Annotated in this window: 11 protein-coding genes; 4 read left to right on the top strand and 7 right to left on the bottom strand. The window is 36.2% G+C overall.

Going from position 1 to position 19,519, the window contains the following annotated elements; translation table 11 throughout:
* Position 1: 1 nt before the first annotated feature.
* The 7 genes from ACH3O9_RS04160 to ACH3O9_RS04130 form a co-directional block, all read right to left on the bottom strand.
* Positions 2-1,669, bottom strand: coding sequence for a peptidase domain-containing ABC transporter (locus tag ACH3O9_RS04160; RefSeq protein ID WP_416444692.1), 1,668 nt, complete (start codon positions 1,667-1,669; stop codon positions 2-4).
* Positions 1,662-2,345, bottom strand: coding sequence for a TetR/AcrR family transcriptional regulator (locus ACH3O9_RS04155; protein WP_416444690.1), 684 nt, complete (start codon positions 2,343-2,345; stop codon positions 1,662-1,664). The genes ACH3O9_RS04160 and ACH3O9_RS04155 overlap by 8 nt, the downstream gene beginning before the upstream one ends.
* A gap of 342 nt (positions 2,346-2,687) precedes the next feature.
* Positions 2,688-4,127 carry a purine-cytosine permease family protein gene (locus ACH3O9_RS04150; RefSeq protein WP_416444688.1) on the bottom strand — a complete coding sequence of 480 codons (1,440 nt, stop codon included), beginning with the start codon at positions 4,125-4,127 and terminating at the stop codon, positions 2,688-2,690.
* Between the two features lie 10 nt (positions 4,128-4,137).
* Entirely contained in the window at positions 4,138-5,283 is a 1,146-nt protein-coding gene (locus tag ACH3O9_RS04145) for an alpha-hydroxy acid oxidase (protein ID WP_416444686.1), read from the bottom strand.
* Between the two features lie 5 nt (positions 5,284-5,288).
* Entirely contained in the window at positions 5,289-6,662 is a 1,374-nt protein-coding gene (locus ACH3O9_RS04140) for an FGGY-family carbohydrate kinase (protein WP_416444684.1), read from the bottom strand.
* A gap of 12 nt (positions 6,663-6,674) precedes the next feature.
* The gene (locus ACH3O9_RS04135) at positions 6,675-7,955 is read right to left on the bottom strand and encodes a sugar isomerase (protein ID WP_416444682.1); all 1,281 of its coding nucleotides are present in this window, start codon (positions 7,953-7,955) and stop codon (positions 6,675-6,677) included.
* Positions 7,956-8,032: 77 nt separating this feature from the next.
* Positions 8,033-10,126 (bottom strand): bifunctional aldolase/short-chain dehydrogenase, encoded by a 2,094-nt coding sequence (locus tag ACH3O9_RS04130; protein WP_416444680.1) that lies wholly within the window; start codon positions 10,124-10,126, stop codon positions 8,033-8,035.
* Positions 10,127-10,489: 363 nt separating this feature from the next.
* On the opposite strand from ACH3O9_RS04130, the gene ACH3O9_RS04125 reads away from it, so the two are divergent.
* The 4 genes from ACH3O9_RS04125 to ACH3O9_RS04110 all read left to right on the top strand — a co-directional run bounded on the left by ACH3O9_RS04125 (position 10,490) and on the right by ACH3O9_RS04110 (position 19,498).
* Positions 10,490-11,530 (top strand): GntR family transcriptional regulator, encoded by a 1,041-nt coding sequence (locus tag ACH3O9_RS04125; RefSeq protein ID WP_416446620.1) that lies wholly within the window; start codon positions 10,490-10,492, stop codon positions 11,528-11,530.
* A 610-nt stretch (positions 11,531-12,140) separates the two neighbouring features.
* Positions 12,141-15,233 carry a SusC/RagA family TonB-linked outer membrane protein gene (locus ACH3O9_RS04120; protein ID WP_416444678.1) on the top strand — a complete coding sequence of 1,031 codons (3,093 nt, stop codon included), beginning with the start codon at positions 12,141-12,143 and terminating at the stop codon, positions 15,231-15,233.
* 46 nt (positions 15,234-15,279) lie between these two features.
* Positions 15,280-16,773 (top strand): RagB/SusD family nutrient uptake outer membrane protein, encoded by a 1,494-nt coding sequence (locus ACH3O9_RS04115; RefSeq protein ID WP_416444676.1) that lies wholly within the window; start codon positions 15,280-15,282, stop codon positions 16,771-16,773.
* Between the two features lie 46 nt (positions 16,774-16,819).
* Positions 16,820-19,498, top strand: a complete 2,679-nt coding sequence (locus ACH3O9_RS04110) for a c-type cytochrome (protein WP_416444674.1) — start codon at positions 16,820-16,822, stop codon at positions 19,496-19,498.
* The last annotated feature ends 21 nt before the right edge of the window (positions 19,499-19,519 follow it).

The following is a 19,519-nucleotide window of genomic DNA, read 5'->3' as shown; positions in this document are numbered from 1 at the left end:
CTTATGAGTTAGGTATGATTTTTCCGTTATTGAGGTTGATTATCTTATCGCAATAGTTTTCCCATCGCTTACCTCTGCTGGTGACAATGATTGACCAGGTATTTTCTTTGCTAAAGAGGAAATTCATGATGCGGTCTTCTTCAACAGGATCAAGCTGATCAAGCGGATCGTTAAGAATAAGCAGGTTAGGTTTTCTTACTACAGCTCGTGCAAGTATGATCTTTTTAGAAATAGAATAAGGCATTTGTATACCTTCAGGATAAATCATTGTATTAAGCCCTTTAGGCTGTTGTTTTACAAAAGATAACAGGCCTGTTTTCTCTAGCGCCCAGTGAATATTCTGCTTAGGCACATTTATATCGCCCATGGTAATATTATCTAAAATGGTTCCTTCAAAAGGAGATTCTTCTGTCGTAGATTGACCAAATAAAGAACGATAATGGTTCAATTTTAAGCTTTTCAGCGAAATGTCATTTACGTAAATTTCTCCCAGGCTAGGCTCTAAAAGTCCTGCTATAATCTTTAATAAAGTAGATTTACCCGCACCGTTAGGCCCTTTAAGCAGTATTTTATCGCCGGGATTTATGGTAAAGGTTATATTCTTTAATATGCGTTTATCTTCATAACCTTTAAATCTGATATCATCAAGCTCAATAATTAAAGGTTCACCTACTTTAAAAGGTTCTTCTCCTGTTTGACTTTCAAGTTCTTTGTCTACCACTTGTCCCATTTTGTCAAGAGAAGTGAGGATGTCGTAAAAAGATTCTATGCCCGAAATAATTTTTTCAAAAGAGCCAATTATCAAAAGAATGATGATCTCTGCAGCCACAAACTGACCTATGTTCATCTGCTGATTGAGCACCAATATACCGCCAATGGCAAGCAGGCCGGCAGTAACTAAAACCTTAAAAATCACAAGTTGAATAAACTGAAATTTTAATACCTGGAAGTGGCTTTCACGTGCATCTAGATAATCACTAAGTATAGCATCATTCTTATCAATCGCTATACTTGTATATCCAGACATTTTAAAACTCATAAGTGATCTTGCCACTTCTTGTATCCAGTGTGCAACACGGTATTTATGTTTAGACTCTTTAATGCTAGAATCAAGCCCGCGTTTACCGGTTATTTTAAAGCCAATGTAAATAAGCACCACCAGTAAAATGCCATATATGATAAAAAACGGATGATACAATGAAAGGAGAATAAGTCCAAAAATCACTTGTACCAGTGCTGCCGGAAAATCGATAACTACTTTAGATAAACCCTTCTGCAGAGAGAGAACATCAAAAAAGCGATTAGCAAGTTCTGGTGGATAATAATTGCGCAGCTGGTCCATTTTAATCTTGGGGAAGCGATAAATAAACTCAAAAGATGATAAGGTAAAGAGCTTTTGCTGTACGTTCTCAAGAATGCGTATTTGCATATATTGAAGAATCCCTACAAAGGCAACTCCCATAGTTACCAGGATTACAAGTACAAACCACGAAGTAGATATTCTGGCTCCCTGCATTAAATTTACAATAGCCTGAATCCCTAGCGGTACAGACAAGCTAACGAGTCCGCCAAAAATGGCATAGTACAGAATTTGCAGGAAATCTTTTCGCTCCAGCTTTAATAAACCTATAAATCTTTGTACAGGATTAATTGGGGTTTTATTATTCATGATCAGCTTTTAATAGATTTGCAATCATATTTTTATAAAAAACAGTAGGTGCGATGCCGTCCTTACAATCAGTAATCGTGGGGAAGTGTTTACTCACAAAATGCTGGTTTAATGAGCCGTTAATAATCGTGGTAGCCAGACTGTATGGAAATTTATAAGCGCTGTCAACTGCTTTTATCATCTCGCTTACCCTTTCTGCAAGTCTTTTAAAAGCCATAAAATAGCCCTGATCATTATCTTCATCTACCTTTTTTGTTAAGTAAGATTTTGACGACTCATTGATAATAATATTGTTTAAGGCCACCTCATCAATATGTTTAAAACGTATGTCTTCTTTTACCGGGAGAGCAAGTACTTCTATGGCTTTGTTGAGTTTATTTCTTCCGTCTTTTATACTATTAGTTGCCAGCAAAAGCTGAAATTCTTTCCATCCCCAAAACCAGGAAGTGATGTAAACCAGAAAATTATGTTTGTTTTCAAAATAACGATATATCGAACTCTCATTTGATTTAATGACTCCACCCAGTTTTCTAAAGGTAAAGTCTTCAAACCCTATTTCATCAATAAGTATGATACCATTTCGTATAATTTTTTTACCTAATTCACTAGATTCCGGGTCTTTGAGATAAAGATTCTCGTTGACTGAAACCCGCAAATTCTTTAATAATTCATCCATCTGGGTGTATTTTGTGCAATTATAATAGTAATACTATTAATTTGGAAAGTAAAATGAATATTTAACTTTTAATTGGGCTATACCAAAATTTCGAAATATTGCTAACAAGCTTATTTTAAGTGGAATTTTGGGTGAAGAGAGTGCATTAAAACCCAGGTTTGAATAATAAAAACCGAGTATTTATGGTTAAAAATCACCCTTTTGAAGCATATTTTCGGCTATTTTTTTAACCAGTGTAGCTGTGTTTTCAAAAGCGTCCTGTTTGTTTTTTGCGATTTGTACGACAGAAGAAAGATTTTCAACGCCCAATTTCTTGAGGTCGCTTCGCCAAAAAAGTTATTGTTACAAGAGTGGTTGTTCTTTATTTTTCAGATGTGGTTTTTGATACCATCTGCTTAAAATCACGTATAGTACTCCACAACTTATCCAAGCCGGGATAATTAAAAATGATAGAAAAACATCAAACTGTATAGATACGAAGTAAAATATCCCGAAGCTTATAGCCCAAGCTCCAAAAACCGCCCAATTAAATTTTATTCCACTTTTTTCTGCATAAAAGGGTTCAATACCTGCTTTTATACCGAAGAAATATTCAAAGACTATAATCGCTCCTATAGGTGCTAATATAAAGCCATAAAGTGCTACAAAACCCAATAATTGCATTGCAAAAGCAGGAAATAATCCTGCAATTGTAGCTACACCCCCGGCAAGAATTGTTACCCAAAAGGTTGATGTTTTAGGCATTATTGCCTGAAAAGCGAGACCTGCTCGATAGATTGTAGGGTTAGCAGTTGTCCAGCCAGCAAGAATAACTGCTATAATACCAAAAACCCCTATGGCATTATAAGCTAGTGGTCCAGGGGCAACGGTGGGAGCTTCACCATTAGCTAACATTATTTGAGCTTCAGGTGATTTTATATAAACGGCATAAAGTAGGGCGGCAGCTATCCAGGCAATGTAATGCCCAATATAAATGCCGCCAGCTGTGGTCCAACCTGCGCTTGCTTTTTTAGCAAACCGAAAAACAGAAAGATCTGACATCCCTATATGCATAGCGGCATTTGCAAACCATGACCACAGCAATACATGCCAGAACGTATATTTTATCTGGCCGGGAAGTGGGTCACTTCCTTCTCCCCAGATATTCCAGAAATCTGAGAAACTTTTAATATCTAATTGTATTAATGCAACAATACCGCAGGCAATAAAGGCCAGAACAATTACAGGCGACATATAATTTGCGGCTTTGGCGACTGTATTATAACCTTTTGCTGCGATTAATGAGATAACAGCTCCTAATGCTAAAACTATAATGACCCAAGTTATTCCGTTGGGAGTAGTGTCAGTTAATTTAGGCATTTCCATATCAAAAGGAATTCCCACTGCCGTTGCTGAGACTGTAATCATCGCTCCTGCGAGAAAACAAAATAGCAATCCGTTTGTAAGATTATAGGCCGTTACCAGGCGTATACCACAAATTTTTTCTAAATGAAAGTAAAGTGTGTATCTGAATTTTGTACCAATCTCTGCAGTAAGGAATCTCCAACTTAACACGGCCATTAAATTTCCCAGGAGAAGTCCCACAATAAGATCAAAAGCACTTACGCCGGTAGTTAAGAACAAAGGTCCAATTACAAATTCTGTACCTGCCGCATGTTCACCTGCGTACATCCCTAAAAAGGATTTCCAGCCTTGCAGCCTGGATTGAGGTACACGCTCACGCTCATATTCACCCCCAGCGATTTCTTCAATAGTTTCTTCTTCCTGGGTGTAAATAGACATTTAGGCCTTTTTATATTAAATGCATAGGTAAATCTTCGACCTTTTTGCAAACCAACTGATCCATAACCTGATTACTCTGAACCTTTAGCATGTCTATAGTGTGATTACCTCCTTTATCGCCCAGAGCACCTGCCCCGTACATAAAAGATCTGCCCATAAATGTAAACTTGGCTCCGCACGCCATTGCGCGTGCAATATCAGGTCCTGATCGCAAACCACTATCCATCATTATTTCGATCTGATCGCTATATTTTGCTGTAATTTCTCTTAAAGAATGTATAGTAGACTGGGCTGCATCAAGTTGACGGCCGCCATGGTTTGAAACTATGATCCCATCAAATCCCATACGTATTGCAGCTTCTGTATCCTGTGGAGAAGCTACTCCTTTTAAGACGAGCTTTCCCTTCCACTTATCTCGTATAGGTTTAATTTTTTCTTCATTTAATTTTCCCGAGAAAGTTTTATCCATAAAAGCTCCCAGTTGTTTTAGATTTAAACCTTCAGGCGTATAAGGTTTTAAGTTTTCAAAAGTGGGCTGGCCATATTTTAAAGTATTATAGGCCCAGGTAGGTTTTCCTAATATTTGAAGTATATTTTTTACAGACATTTTAGGCGGGAGTGCAAGGCCATTGCGAAAATCTCTTGGGCGATAACCAAAAGTAGGTACATCGCATAATAAAACGAGAACGGGGCAACCGGCAGCTTCTGCGCGATCTAATAAATCATTACGTATTGCGTCATCTATAGGATTATAAAGCTGAAACCATGCATTACCCTGTGTAAGTTCGCTGGCGCGCTCAATATTCATTGTGGTAACAGTGCTGAGAATAAATGGAATATTATGTTTAAAAGCAGCTCTAGCTAAAATTTCAGGAGAATTGGGCCACATTAAGCCTTGAAGACCCACAGGAGCAATACCAAAAGGAGCGTCAAATTCCATCCCTAAAACCCTCGTTTTTATTGAGGTAGAACCATAATTATTTAGATAACGTGGTTGTAACTGTATATCACGTACTTCTGAAGTATTGCGTTTTATGCTTACATCTTCATTGCAACCTCCGTCTAAATATTCAAAAGCAAATCTTGGCATACGTTTTTTTGCTTTTGATCGTAAATCTTCAACAGATGGGTAAGCAGGGTCAAAAGTGGTAGACATATTTTTTATTTAGTGATAAATGGGATATGTTTTTTCAACGAATAATTTTTCTTTAGAAATTTTGAATTAAGTGGTGAATCTGATATGCAAATTGCCGCACCTAAAGCAGATCCCAATGACGAATCTGCCGTATACAGTTCTATATTTTTAAAATGCCGGGAAAGCAACTGAATGTAGATAGCGTTATCACTAAAACCACCATCAACAAAAAGATGGTCAATTTTCATCTCTCCCTTTGCTTTATTTATGGAATGAACTTCCAGATTTATCAACTCAATCATTAAATGATGATAAGCATATTCAAAAGATGTATATGGTAAAATAGTTTCTGATGGCATATCAGCAGTTTCTATAGATTCCCAATGAAAAATATTGTCAAATTCTTTCATTATTTTATGATAGATGTCATAAGCAAAGTTGACAGTCTTATGATAGTCTTTATGAACCCCATAATGCGTTGTTAGTTTCTCTATCTGTATTTTATATTCATTACCCAGAAAGACTCTGGATGATTTAACTGGTTTACCATTTATAAGCATATAATTAACACAACCACTTTCAGCATCTTTTTTGCTTAAAATTTTATCTATAAATGGATTAAGAGAAATACTCCATGTGCCTGTAGAAACCAAAATAAAAGGTGTTTTAACGCTGCGTAAATAAGGAAGCAATGCAGCTGAACTATCGTGAATACCCACGCCTATTTTTATACATTTCCCTTTGTAAGCCATATTTATACTCGTTTCAGTAGAAACAATAGGGGGCAAAATCTCATTTAATTGTTCAGAATAGACCCAACTGTGATAATCCTTTTTATTATAATCCCATAAAGCAGTATGACAACCAATGCTTGTGTATTCACTTAAAGGAATTCCGGTAAATACAAAGCTTAGATATTGAGGTAAGTGCAGAGAATACTTAATCTGTTTAAAAATATCAGGTTTGGCATATTTTAACCAGTATAAATGCATCCCAACATTAAGCATACCCAGATTAGATGAACCGGTACATTGATGAAACTCTAACTCAGGGCCATATTTTTCATAAAACGATTGCGTAATCGAAGCAGGCATCTGTTTTGTGTAATTATACATCGGCAAAATTACTTCTCTATTTTTATCGAGATGTACAAGGCTGGCTCCATACGATGAAAAATTAATAGCTTTAATGTTATATTTCTCCGTATTCAATATTCTGTCAAAAACTTTCTTTACCCAATGCCGCAGTGCAGGAAGGTTTTCGGTAGGATGCCCGTCTTCATCAACTATTTCATCTATCTTAATATACTCTCGATAAACCTCCTGAAAATTGGTGTCAAAAAGGAAAAATTTCTTATTGGTTTTACCTATATCAAAAATGGCTGTAACAGTTTTCTTCATTAAAATTGAAATTTATAATCCTGTAGCTATTGTGTGCATCCCCCGTTCAGTAATAAGATTTTTGCGAACGCTTAATTTACGATAAGCCTGAATAGGGTTTAAGACTCCACCGCTTTGTAAACGTGCTTCACGTATAAGAGGTCTTACATCTGTGCGATATGCAGCTTGTAAAATTTCCTGACAGGTAACGACATCGTTTTCATCCTGCGCTGTTTTTAGGCTAATTTGATCGATTATAAGAGCTTTTGCATAGGCTTCCTGAATAGCTTCTAAGGATTGAATTAAATCTTCTAAAGGATCTTTTATATTATGGCTTGCATCAATCATCCAGGAAAGTTCCGGATTGTTAGTATTGTTCTTCATGCCATAAACAAGTTCGTTAAAAATCAAGAATAACGCATATGGCTTTATACTTCCCACAGTAATATCGTCATCACCATATTTACTATCATTAAAATGAAAACCACCAAGTTTACCTTTAAGCATTAAAACAGACACTATTTGCTCAATATTAGTATTTGGCAAATGATGACCTAAATCTACTAAGGTATAAGCTCTCTCACCACAACCATTTGCAAGCATAAAAGAAGTACCCCAATCCTGAATTACGGTACTGTAAAAATTAGGCTCGTAGGGCTTGTATTCAATAAAAAGCTTCCAGTGGGCCGGCATATCTTCATAAATAGAAATAAGGCTATTCTGGGTATGTGCAAAGGCAGTCTGAAAATTGTTTTGTCCCGGAAATGAAGAGCCATCTGCTAACCAGACTGTGAGTTTGTTAGCTCCTAATTTCTTTCCTATTTCTATTACTTCTTTATTGTGAGCTATTGCTTGATCTCGAACCGATGAATTGGTATTGCTTAGTGAACCATATTTATAACTTTCCTTAACCTCTTTTTGATCCTGAAAAGTATTACTATTTACGGCATCAAACTTTATTTTATGCTCAGTAGCGAGTTCTTTTACCGCTTTGTAATCTTGTGGAACATCCCAAGGAATGTGTAATGAAACAGCTCCGGCCGTCTGAGTAAGACTATGAATTATGCCTACATCTTCTATTTTATGCTCTAAAGTCGCAGGTTCACCCGCAAATGAAAAACGACCAAAGCGCGTGCCGCCTGCACCTAAGGCCCAACTGGGTATAGCAACTTGAAAATTTGATAGTTTATTTATGACTTCTGCTACTGAAACACCCTGATTTGTCAAATCCTGAGATAAAAAATCATATTGATTTTTATGACGGGATAGTTCGCTTTTATTTAAATCGTTAAGATGTTGTTCTTGAATTCTCATAAATGGTATAATACTAAGGCATGAAAGAGACAGAGTCTATTACAAAGCACCTAGGTTTTATTAATGAGGTATACCTCTTATCTTACAAAAGCATTGGCCATACCACCATCTACATTTATAGTATTCCCGGTACTTTTATCTAATATGCCTACGAAAGCAAATACACCTTGGGCAATATCCTGCGGCAGAATTATCTCATTAAGCAAGTTGCGTTTAGCATAATGAGCAGGGAGATCTTTCACATCTATACCATAAGCTTTTGCACGCCCTTCTGCCCATGATCCTTCCCAGATTTTACTACCTACTATTACTCCATCAGGGTTTACTGTGTTAACTCTTATCTTATCTGGACCCAGTTCTGCAGCCAGTAAGCGAGTCATATGTTGTTGAGCAGCCTTAGCAGTTCCATATCCCACATTATTAGGGCCAGAAACTAATCCATTTTTACTTGCTATATTTATAATATCGCCACCAAAACCCTGTTTACGCATAATAGCAACACCTTCCTGAGCCATTAAAAACTGACCTTTTACCAACACATTTTGAAGTAAATCCCAATCTTTGATCGTAGTCTCTGCCAGAGGTTTTGAGATGGCAAGACCGGCAGAATGAATTATAATATCAACTCCACCAAAAGCTAAGCACGCTTGTTTATATGCTTTTGATATAGAATCTTCAACTGTAACATCACAAATGACACCAGTAACCTGATCTTTCTTATAGGTTTTAACTGCTTCATTTAATGCATCTTCGCTTACATCAGTTAGAATAACGTTGGCACCTTCGGCCACGAGTTTATCTGCTATTGCTTTACCAATGCCGCCTGCAGCTCCCGTTACAATTGCTACTTTTCGCGAAAGCGGCTGCTCTTTAGGCATACGCTGTAGTTTTGCTTCTTCAAGCAGCCAGTATTCAATATCAAAGGCTTCTTGCCGCGGTAAAGAAGTATAATTGGTTATAGCTTCAGAACCGCGCATAACATTAATGGCATTTATATAAAATTCGCTTGCCACACGTGTGGTTTGCTTATTTTTTGCAAAGCTGAACATTCCCACTCCGGGATATATAATAATGACAGGATTAGGATCCCGCATAGCGGGGCTATTAGGATGTTTACAGCTGTCATAGTATTCTCCATATTCCTGCCGATATGCCTTAAATAAAGGCTCTAATTTTGATAAAATTGTTTCAGTATTACTTAAGTCCTCATGTGGATTAAGGTCTAATATTAGTGGCTTGATCTTCGTTCTTAAAAAGTGATCAGGACACGAAGTGCCCATAGGAGCAAGTTTATAAAGGTCGTAACTATTTATAAACTCTAGAACAGTACTGCTATCTGTAAAATGACCAATCATGCGATTTTGAGAAGAAGCCAAACCCCTAAGCATGGGCATTAAAGATGCTGCTTGTTGAGCCCTTTGTTCAGCTGGCAAGCTTTTTAATTTTTGACCTCCAAAAACGCTACCGTTTTCTTTAATTTTCTTTTCTATGTACTCTGAGGCTTTTTCAATAACCTCAAGACTATTAATGTAGCACTCATAGGAAGTGTCTCCCCAAGTGAATAATCCATGGCTGCCTAATACAATACCACGTATACCGGGATTGTTCTTTAAACATTTTTCTAATTGGAGACCAAGGTCGAAACCTGGACGTTGCCAAGCGACCCAACCCATCGTGTCTCCCCAAATTTCCTTCGTAACGTTCTCGCTGTTTTCTGCGGCTGCTATAGCAATTAAAGCGTCCGGATGTAAATGGTCTATGTGTTTAAAAGGTAACAACCCATGTAAAGGAGTGTCAATAGAAGGTGCTTTGCTGTTGAGGTCGTAAATGCAATGGTTGAATAAACCTACCATTCGGTCTTCATCTGCTAAACCTTTATAGACATTTTTTAAATTTCTTAGACGATTGGTGTAGAGTCCTGCGATGCCTTGCCTAGTCAAAGTTCCTATATCTCCTCCAGATCCTTTTACCCACATTACTTCAACCTCTTCATTTGTTAATGGATCTTCTTCTATGGTTTTACAGCTGGTATTACCACCACCATAATTTGTTATTCTTAAATCTGATCCTAAAAGATTAGAGCGGTAAAGAAAAAGTGCGATTTGATCATCGCCTAGTTTTGCTGCCTCTTTTTCATCCCAGAGATAATCTACGTATTTAAAGTTTTTCACAGCTTTTTTATTAGTTTCTAGTACTATTTAAAGCGAATATAAATGAACCCAATTGCCTTTCTATCCTGTACTGTACTGTTTAGAAAGTAAAATCTGTGTTTTCCTAACATCTCTGTACTAACGAAATTATATGTAAAACATCAAAGGATTAGGTGGGGTGATGTAAGTTGAAATGGATTTTCTCTAATAGAACAATTATCTTAATAAAGCCAAATTTGAGTAAATACGTTTTGGCTACCCAAAGTAAATAAGGATACTGTTCAAAAAGCACAAAATTTAATTTTTGTAAACCAATTTAATCCTTCTAATTTTAACCATTAACACAACTATGCTTTTTAGGCCTTAACAAATTATTAAATGAATATGTTTAAATACATTAGTATTGATGAGAATTCTCGTATCCCTAAATATAGCCAAATAGTAGATTCTATTATTCAAAATATTTCTTCTGGTAATTTAAAAATGGATCAAAAAATCCCCTCAATTAACCAGTTTAGTGAGGAGTTTTATTTGTCACGTGATACTGTTGAAAAAGCATATAATATTTTAAAAGAAAGAAGGATTATAACTTCTATAAGAGGAAAGGGTTATTATATTACTCGCACTAAACTTATTTCTAAAGTAAACATCTTGTTTCTTATTAATAAATTAAGTTCTTATAAAATGAGAGTTTATAATTCTTTTATAAACAGTTTAGGGGGGAACTCACACACAGATTTACATATTTATCATTGCGATAAAACTCTTTTTTTAAACCTGTTAGATAAAAATAAATCTGCTTACGACTACTATGTAATTATGCCTCATTTTAAAACTGAAGATTTACGCCACATTAGTATGACAGATGAGGTAGTGCAGGCAATAGAGGCTATTCCTAGAAATAAGTTGATTTTAATGGACAACAATAAACTTGAAATCAATGGTAGCGTGATAGAGATTTATCAAGATTTTGAAAATGATATATACCAAGCCTTAAGTGAAGGGTTAAATAAGATATTAAATTATAAAAAGCTGTTTTTAATTTATCCTGAAAAATCTGTTTATCCCTATCCTAAAAGAATTTTACATGGTTTCAGGAAATTTTGCGTTCAAAATTCCCGAGATTTTGAAATTCTGGACGAGATCTATGATGATATGGTACTTAAAAAGGGAGATTTGTTTATAACAATAGAAGAATCTGATCTTGTGAATTTGGTCAAGCAGATAAGGGATAAGGAATATTGTATAGGAAAAGAGATTGGGGTTATTTCATATAATGATACGCCGTTAAAAGAATTATTAGGTATAACAGTTATTTCAACTGATTTTAAGCTGATGGGGGAAACAGCAGCGAGAATGATTTTGAATAAAGAAAAGGGTAAAATAAAAAACCCTTTCAATTTTATTGACAGAGAGTCCTTATAGTAGATGTCTAGAAGCTGTATTTTATCTTCCTACACATTAAATAACTTTTTTTTTTAAAAAGCTGAAGACACTTCGGCTTTTCACCTTTGCCATAATTTTTAGCTTTCTTTTAATTAATCAAAACCGGAATTGCGATCTTCTGTTAATTAAAGTGGGCTAATATGGTCCAAATATTCTCGTAGCAGAACAATTTTCAGGTTCACAAAACTGGTTTTTGAACGTTTTAAGCCGTTTTTTTTGATCAATGAATGGTTTTGTTGCTACTAACTTTCTTCTTCCGATTTTAACGTGATTTTTAGTGATTTTAGGCTTGAAAAGGGAGGTTTTAAAAGTTGGTATAGACTTTTATGTCGCTTACGTTTGGCATTCAGGCACGCCTTCAATAATTAAGTATTCTATAACAAATAGGGCGTTGTCTTCTAGTTGAGTAAAACTCTATTTCCTATTGGTTAGTTGATTTTAAATAAGTCAGGGCATCAATGATAGCAGCACAGTACAGGATAGTGCGGCACAGTACAGGATGCATTCCCGTTTTCGAGGTTGTAATATTGTTAAGACTATATTAACAATTACATCAATATCAAAATTAGAAATGACTAACCTTTCAATTATGGGAAATTTTCTTAATCGTTTTCCAAGGGCTCTATTTTTAGTGCTTTTGATTTTTATTACTTTTAATATGAATGCGCAAAATGGAACTACAGTTACCGGCCAGGTAGTTTCAACGGAAGATTCAATGCCTCTGCCGGGAGTTAACGTATTTGAAAAAGGTACTAGCAATGGGGTGGTTACAGATTTTGATGGGAATTATAGTCTAAATCTCACCACAGAAAATGCGACTTTAGTATTCTCATATGTGGGTTTTGCTACACAAACAGTTCCTCTAGATGGTAAAACACAAGTTGATATTAGTTTAATGCAGGATACTAATAGCCTAAGTGAAGTAGTATTAGTAGGGTATGGTAGCCAATTGAAAAGGGAAATAACAGGATCTGTTCAAACAGTAAAAGCCGAAGAGTTGACTGATATTCCGGTATCTCAGGTAACCCAAAAATTACAAGGGAGACTTTCTGGGGTGCAAATAAATCAAACCACAGGAAAGCCTGGCGGCGGCATGTCTGTAAGAATACGTGGTCAATTATCAGTTTCTGGGGGAAGTAGTCCTTTATACGTGGTAGATGGTTTTCCTATTTCAGGAGATATTAGTGATATAAATCCTGATGAAATAGAAGATATTTCTGTTTTAAAAGATGCGGCTTCTACATCGTTATATGGATCAAGAGCTGCCAACGGTGTTGTTCTGGTGACTACAAAAAAAGGGCGCCTTGGCAAAACAGACATTTCTTTTAGCACATCAACAGGAATGCAGACCGTGCCTCAACGTGGCAGAGTTGAAATGATGAACGCCGTAGAATTTGCTCAATTTAAAAAAGAATATTACCAAGATCAAGGTGATCCCGTACCAGAAATTTTTCAAAATCCCTCACAATATGCAGGTAAAAATAATGATTGGTATGATGCTTTGCTGCGTACTGCACCTATGCAGAGTTATAATCTTACCGTTACTTCTAATAAAGATAGAATTAGAACGGCAGTAGTTGCAGGATTCTTTAATCAGGAAGGGGTTGTCCTTAATTCAGATTATAGAAGATATTCTATTCGTATGAACCTTGATTATGACTTATCAGATAATGTTAGAGTAGGATTTAATGTTGCTCCAGCTTATATGATTGATAATATACCACCCACAGACGGGGATCGTGGAACAGGTATTCTATTTAATGCCCTACATACCTGGCCTATAATGCCTATCTATGACGAAAGTGGGGAGTTGACAATTCAAAATAATTTACCGGGAAGCACTGGTAATATTTTTAACTATGCCAACTGGGTAAGATCTGCACAGGAAATAAAAAATGAAACCAAGAATTTAAATTTATTATCTAATGCATATTTGGAATATAAACCTATAGACGGTTTGATATTAAAAACCACTATGAATGCAGAATTTTATAATTCTAAGTATTCTTATTTTAGTCCTTCTACTGCTACCAGCGGTATTAATGTAACCTTGCCTACAACATCTCGATCTGTAAGAGAAACAGTTGAAGATTTTTCATGGTTAAATGAAAATACAGCTACCTATTCTAAAAGTTTGGGAGATCATAGTTTTGAAGTGTTGGGTGGGTTTACTTTTCAAAAGTTTCGTCGAGATAGAAACAGACTTCAGGCAGATACATTTTCAGATGACAGACTGCCTGTCGTTCAGGGAGCGCTTAACATTGATAGGGGAGGAACAAATAGCGGAGTTCAGGAATATAGTTTAGTTTCTTTTTTATCCAGACTTACATACAACTATAAAGGGAAATATTTACTAACCGCTTCTGTACGTAGCGACGGTTCCTCTCGATTTGGAGCTGAAAATAGATGGGGTACCTTTCCTTCTGTATCTGTTGGTTGGATTGCTTCTGATGAAGAATTTATGCAAAATGTTTCATCCTTGTCTCTATTAAAAGTACGAGCTAGTTATGGAGTTACTGGCAATAATAATATTGGTAATTATACTCAATATGCTCTTATCAACAATACAGTAAACGCAGTTTTTAATGGGAATACCGCTCCGGGCTCCGCTGTTACTTCACTATCTAACCCAAATTTAGGTTGGGAAACAACAAAACAATTTGATGTGGGTTTAGACCTGAGTTTATTTGATAACAGAGTTTCATTTGTATATGATTATTACAGTAAGAACACCACTAATTTGTTATATAACGTTCAGGTTCCGCAAGAATCAGGGTTTACTAATTTTAGTGATAACATTGGTGAAATACATTTCTGGGGGCACGAGTTTGGGATTAATTCTATAAATACTACAGGTAAGATTAAATGGAAAACCAGTGCTAATATTTCATTTAATAGAAATATTGTAAAATCTCTTGCAGATGGTATTGACAGAGTATATGGAGCTTTTCATATAACCGAAGTAGGTAAGCCGTTTGGTCAGTTTTATGGTCATATTGCAGATGGTGTTTATTTAAACCAGGCTGACTTAGACAGTTCACCCCAAGTTCCTGGAAGGTCTACTGTAGGTAGTATAAAATTAGTTGATGTAAATGGAGATGGGGTTATCACCAATGGCGGCGATGATGACGATCGAGCTATTATGGGGAGCCCATTTCCCGATTTTACTTATGGAATTACAAATACGGTAGAATTTGGGAATTTTGATTTCTCTATTTTAGGAACTGGCTCACAGGGTAATGAATTATTAGTAAGGCATATTTATAGTACTGCTAATCTTGATGGTGTTTTTAATCTCTTAAAAGATGTGAAGTATCGTTTTAGATCAGTAGATAATCCAGGTCGAGGTTTTTATGGTACCACTGTGGGTGGTGGGAATGTTACTGGTATTGAGAGAGACTGGGTAAATAGTAGATTCGTGGCAGATGCCTCTTATTTTAATATTAGAAATATTACACTGGGATATACTCTTCCAGGAATGGAAAAATATTTCAAATCTGCCAGAGTGTATGCTTCAGTTCAAAACGTGTATATATTCACAAAATACTGGGGTGGTCCTAATCCCGAAATAAGCGCACAACCTGATGGAAATGGAGATGGTGGAAACCTAAGCCAAGGTGTCGATTATTCTGGATATCCGGTACCACGAATATTCAGTTTTGGTTTAAACCTGAACTTCTAATTTTAAGTGTTAACCTAACATGAGTGCTAAAATTAAAAATATTAAAATGAAAAAAGTAATTCTACTCTTTGCTCTAATTAGTTCTATCTTCATAAGTTGTGATGATGAGCTAACTATATATCCTGAAACCTCTTTAAGTTCTGAAACGTTTTTTAAGACTGAAGCAGATTTTGAACAAGCTGTAAATGGAGCTTATGTGCCTTTGAGAAGTATTGTTAATGACAGAGCTTGGCTTTTGGGAGAAATGCACTCAGACAATACATATTACGCAAGAAATGTGCTCTTTGGAGCAACAGAACAACAAGAAGATATTGCAGACTTTGCTATACCTAGTGATAATGGCGTCACTACTAATACACATGTGACTAACCAGTACATACTGGATTATCAAATTATCGCGCGTGTCAATCAAATTACTACTACTATAGATGAAGCAGACTTTGATACAAGCGCTAAAAATAATCTAAAAGGGCAGGCTTTATTTTTACGGGGATATGCTTATTTCGAACTCGTACGTTATTTTGGAAGTGTGCCTTTGCATTTAGAGCCTGTAACAAATCGTCAGGAAGCTGCTTTACCTTTATCTCCAGCAGAAGATATTTATGCTCAAATTATAAATGACGTAGAAGAAGCTACACGATTGTTGCCCAAAAAATCTCAACAAGAACCAGGAAGAATAACTTCTGGTGCAGCAAAAACCCTTTTAGCAAATGTTTATATTGTACAAAAAAGATGGGCAGAAGCAGAAACACTATTAAAGGAAGTTATTAATAGCAATGAATATGCACTTATGGCAAATTATGCAGATGCTTTTTCTAATAACGACAGTAATAAAAATAATATAGAATCAGTATTCGAAGTTCAGTTTAAGGAGGGAGCAGAAGGGTTAAACGGAAATTTTTTGTATCAATTTTTACCTCTCCCTATAACTGCAGAAGAATTAGTGACCATTACTGGGACATCAAATCCCCAGCCTCGTAGTGGAGAAGGAAATAATATTCCTACTCCAGACATTATTGCTGCTTATGAAGATGGCGACTTGCGTAAAAATGCTTCTATTGATTCTATTCAAATAAGTCAGAGTGGTTGGAAAGATGGTGTTTATCCCTATATAAAAAAATATGCTAAAACTCATTCACTTGATGGTAATCATGGTATGGACTGGCCTGTATATAGATATTCAGAAGTGCTGCTGTTTTTAGCAGAAGCTTTAAATGAGCAGGGCAAATCAGGAGAGGCTCTCCCATATTTAAATGAAGTACGTTCACGAGCTGGACTGGGAGATCCTATTGGTAATTTAAAGGATGCTATTTATAGAGAACGCAGAGTAGAATTGGCCTTTGAAAATAAGCGTTGGTTTGATCTGGTAAGAACTGGTCGTGCAGTAGATGTTATAACTGCCTATGGTGACAGAATTAAAGCTAATCCTATAGATTATTATTATCAGGAAGGGGCGGAACCTAGAGGGAATGCTTTTTCTAATATATCTTTATTATATGCGCTTCCTGCTGCAGAGGCAGATCTAAGTCCAAATTTTTAAGAATAAAATATATAATTATATTATGACCCTAGTAAAAAGCTCTACCATGAAGTCTCTCCTTATAGCTCTGATGCTCGTTTTTATGATAAGTTCATGTGAACAGTCTAAAGACACGGTATCTTCTGAAAATAAAAATCCTAAAATTGAAAAACTTAAACTGTCACCAGGTTTTAAGGCAGAACATTTATATAGCCCAGGCGATCGAGATGAGGGGTCATGGGTAGCCATGACTTTTGACAATAAGGGACGTTTAATTACTGCAGATCAATATGGAGCATTGTATCGGTTAGAATTATCCCCAATAGGTTCTAAAGAGCTTACTCCTAAAATAGAAAAGCTTAGGATTCATACCAGAGAACAAGTTGCAGATTCCATAATTCAGATGGGATATGCTCAGGGATTACTATATGCCTTTAACAGTTTGTATGTAATGGTAAATCATACCAGTGATAATAAATTTGAGAGAGGGACAGGCTTGTATCGTCTTCAGGATACAGATAATGATGATCAATATGATAAAATCTCTCTTTTAAAATCACTTAGTGGAGAGCCAGGAGAACACGGTCCCCATAGTATCGTGTTAAGTCCAGATAAAAAGTCACTATATGTAATCGCAGGAAATCACACAGATCTTCCAGAAATGGATTCTTATCGTTTACCTAAAGTATGGGCAGATGACAATCTTTTTCCTCAAATTAAAGATCCCAGAGGTCACGCTAATAATAGAGGAGCGCCGGGGGGATGGATTGCTAATATAGATCCTGAGGGCAAAAAATGGGAATTAGTAAGTGCAGGATTTCGTAATCCCTTTGATCTGGCTTTTAATGAGGTAGGGGATATGTTTACATATGACTCTGATATGGAATGGGATTTAGGAATGCCTTGGTATAGACCTACCAGAATATGTCATGTAACAAGTGGTAGTGAGTTTGGGTGGCGTACAGGAAACGGAAAATGGTCTCCTGCTTATCCAGATAATTTACCTCCGATTCTCAACATAGGTCAAGGTTCTCCCACTAATGTAATTTATGGAAGCAAAGCTAATTTTCCTGAAAAATATAAGCATAGTCTGTTTACATTTGATTGGAGCTTTGGGATTATCTATAGTATAGAATTGAAACCTGAAGGGTCTACATACACAGGAGAAAAAGAAGAATTTCTTTCAGGGATTCCTCTTCCTCTCACTGATGGGGTAATTGGGCCTGATGGCGCTTTATATTTTATGACGGGTGGTCGTAGATTAGAATCAGATCTATACCGGGTATTTTATGACAATGCAGATGAGCAAAATGCTTCTGCAGATTCAGAGAGAGCTGAGCCAGAAACTAAAGAGCATAAAATTAGAAAACAGTTAGAAGCATATCATACAGCACCCAAAGATGGAGCTGTTGCCTATGCCTGGCCGTATTTAAAAAGCCCAGATCGATTCGTTCAGTATGCTGCAAGAATTGCTATTGAACATCAGCCTGTTGACGAGTGGCAGACACAGGTTTATGCCGAAAAAGATCCGGTCTCTCAAATACAGGGGATCATCGCATTAGCTAGACATGCAAATCAATCTCAAAGAGATCGCATGCTCAAGACTCTAACACAGTTAGATTATACAGGATTAACAGCAATAGAACAGGTAAATATATTACGAGCCTTTGAACTTACACTGTCACGATTCGGTATTCCTAATGTAGATTTAAAACGTAAAGTAATAGCTTATTTAACTGCGCATTATCCTTCAAAAACAGATGTTTCAAATCAGTTATTAAGTAAAACTCTTGCTTATCTTAACGATCCACAGGTGGTAACAAAGACTTTAGATTTGTTAGAGTCTCAGACCGGAGAAAATGCTGATGTCATGGCTAATACTGCTACCAATTCTTCAGATTTAATTCTGCGCAACCCACAGTATGGGATGGATATTGCCCAAACTCTTAAAAATATGCCACCCGCACAACATACCTATTACGGTATAGTTTTAAGCAACGTTACAGAAGGCTGGACGCCACAATTAAGGGAGAAATATTTTAAATGGTTTTATAAAGCTTTTTCTTTCAAAGCAGGAAGAAGCTACATAGGCTATATTGATAAAGCAAGAGAAATGGCTTTGTCTCATGTGCCCAAAAGCAAATTTGAATACTACAATCAAATGTCTGGTGATTCTCTTTTGACAAGTTCGGGAAATGATCTTGCTATTGGGGTTCAACCTAAGGGTCCTGGTAAAAATTGGCAGGAAGAAGATATTGATCCATTACTTGAAAATGGTCTGGGAGATCGAAATTTCACACAAGGTAAGAACATGTTTATAGCTACCACATGCGTAAACTGTCATACAATGAGAGGGGAAGGAGAAAATATTGGTCCAGATCTTACTCAGTTGGGAACAAGATTTACACCAGAAGATATATTAAAAGCTATTATTAATCCAAGCGACGTCATTTCAGATCAATATAATTCAACAACTTTTGTGTTAAAGGATGGTCAATCTGTAGTAGGTAGATTAGTAAATGAAGATGATGAGAAATATATCATTGCTCAAAATCCGTACGCTCCAGATATCACGCGAGATATACCCAAAGATGAGGTGCTAAATACTAAACTCTCAACATTGTCTTTAATGCCACCGGGAACTATAAATGGGCTCAATGCTGAAGAACTTAAAGACTTACTGGCGTATTTGGTATCTGGAGGTAACCCAGAGAATGAGATTTATTCTTCATCTGATAGTAATTAAGCATGGCAGCTGGTTTTCCTA

Origin of the sequence: Leeuwenhoekiella sp. A16 (genome assembly GCF_047946675.1) — a bacterium.
Classification (GTDB): Bacteria; Bacteroidota; Bacteroidia; order Flavobacteriales; family Flavobacteriaceae; genus Leeuwenhoekiella.
Note: the sequence above shows the minus strand (reverse complement) of the source record. Positions and strands in the feature narration are given on the sequence as shown.

What these genes read in the sequence shown, in the direction of transcription:
- ACH3O9_RS04135 (WP_416444682.1), bottom strand. Translation starts at nt 7,955, where the DNA reads ATGAGAATTCAAGAACAACATCTTAACGATTTAAATAAAAGCGAACTA.
- ACH3O9_RS04140 (WP_416444684.1), bottom strand. Translation starts at nt 6,662, where the DNA reads ATGAAGAAAACTGTTACAGCCATTTTTGATATAGGTAAAACCAATAAG.
- ACH3O9_RS04150 (WP_416444688.1), bottom strand. Translation starts at nt 4,127, where the DNA reads ATGTCTATTTACACCCAGGAAGAAGAAACTATTGAAGAAATCGCTGGG.
- ACH3O9_RS04115 (WP_416444676.1), top strand. Translation starts at nt 15,280, where the DNA reads ATGAAAAAAGTAATTCTACTCTTTGCTCTAATTAGTTCTATCTTCATA.
- ACH3O9_RS04125 (WP_416446620.1), top strand. Translation starts at nt 10,490, where the DNA reads ATGTTTAAATACATTAGTATTGATGAGAATTCTCGTATCCCTAAATAT.
- ACH3O9_RS04120 (WP_416444678.1), top strand. Translation starts at nt 12,141, where the DNA reads ATGGGAAATTTTCTTAATCGTTTTCCAAGGGCTCTATTTTTAGTGCTT.
- ACH3O9_RS04155 (WP_416444690.1), bottom strand. Translation starts at nt 2,345, where the DNA reads ATGGATGAATTATTAAAGAATTTGCGGGTTTCAGTCAACGAGAATCTT.
- ACH3O9_RS04160 (WP_416444692.1), bottom strand. Translation starts at nt 1,669, where the DNA reads ATGAATAATAAAACCCCAATTAATCCTGTACAAAGATTTATAGGTTTA.
- ACH3O9_RS04145 (WP_416444686.1), bottom strand. Translation starts at nt 5,283, where the DNA reads ATGTCTACCACTTTTGACCCTGCTTACCCATCTGTTGAAGATTTACGA.
- ACH3O9_RS04110 (WP_416444674.1), top strand. Translation starts at nt 16,820, where the DNA reads ATGAAGTCTCTCCTTATAGCTCTGATGCTCGTTTTTATGATAAGTTCA.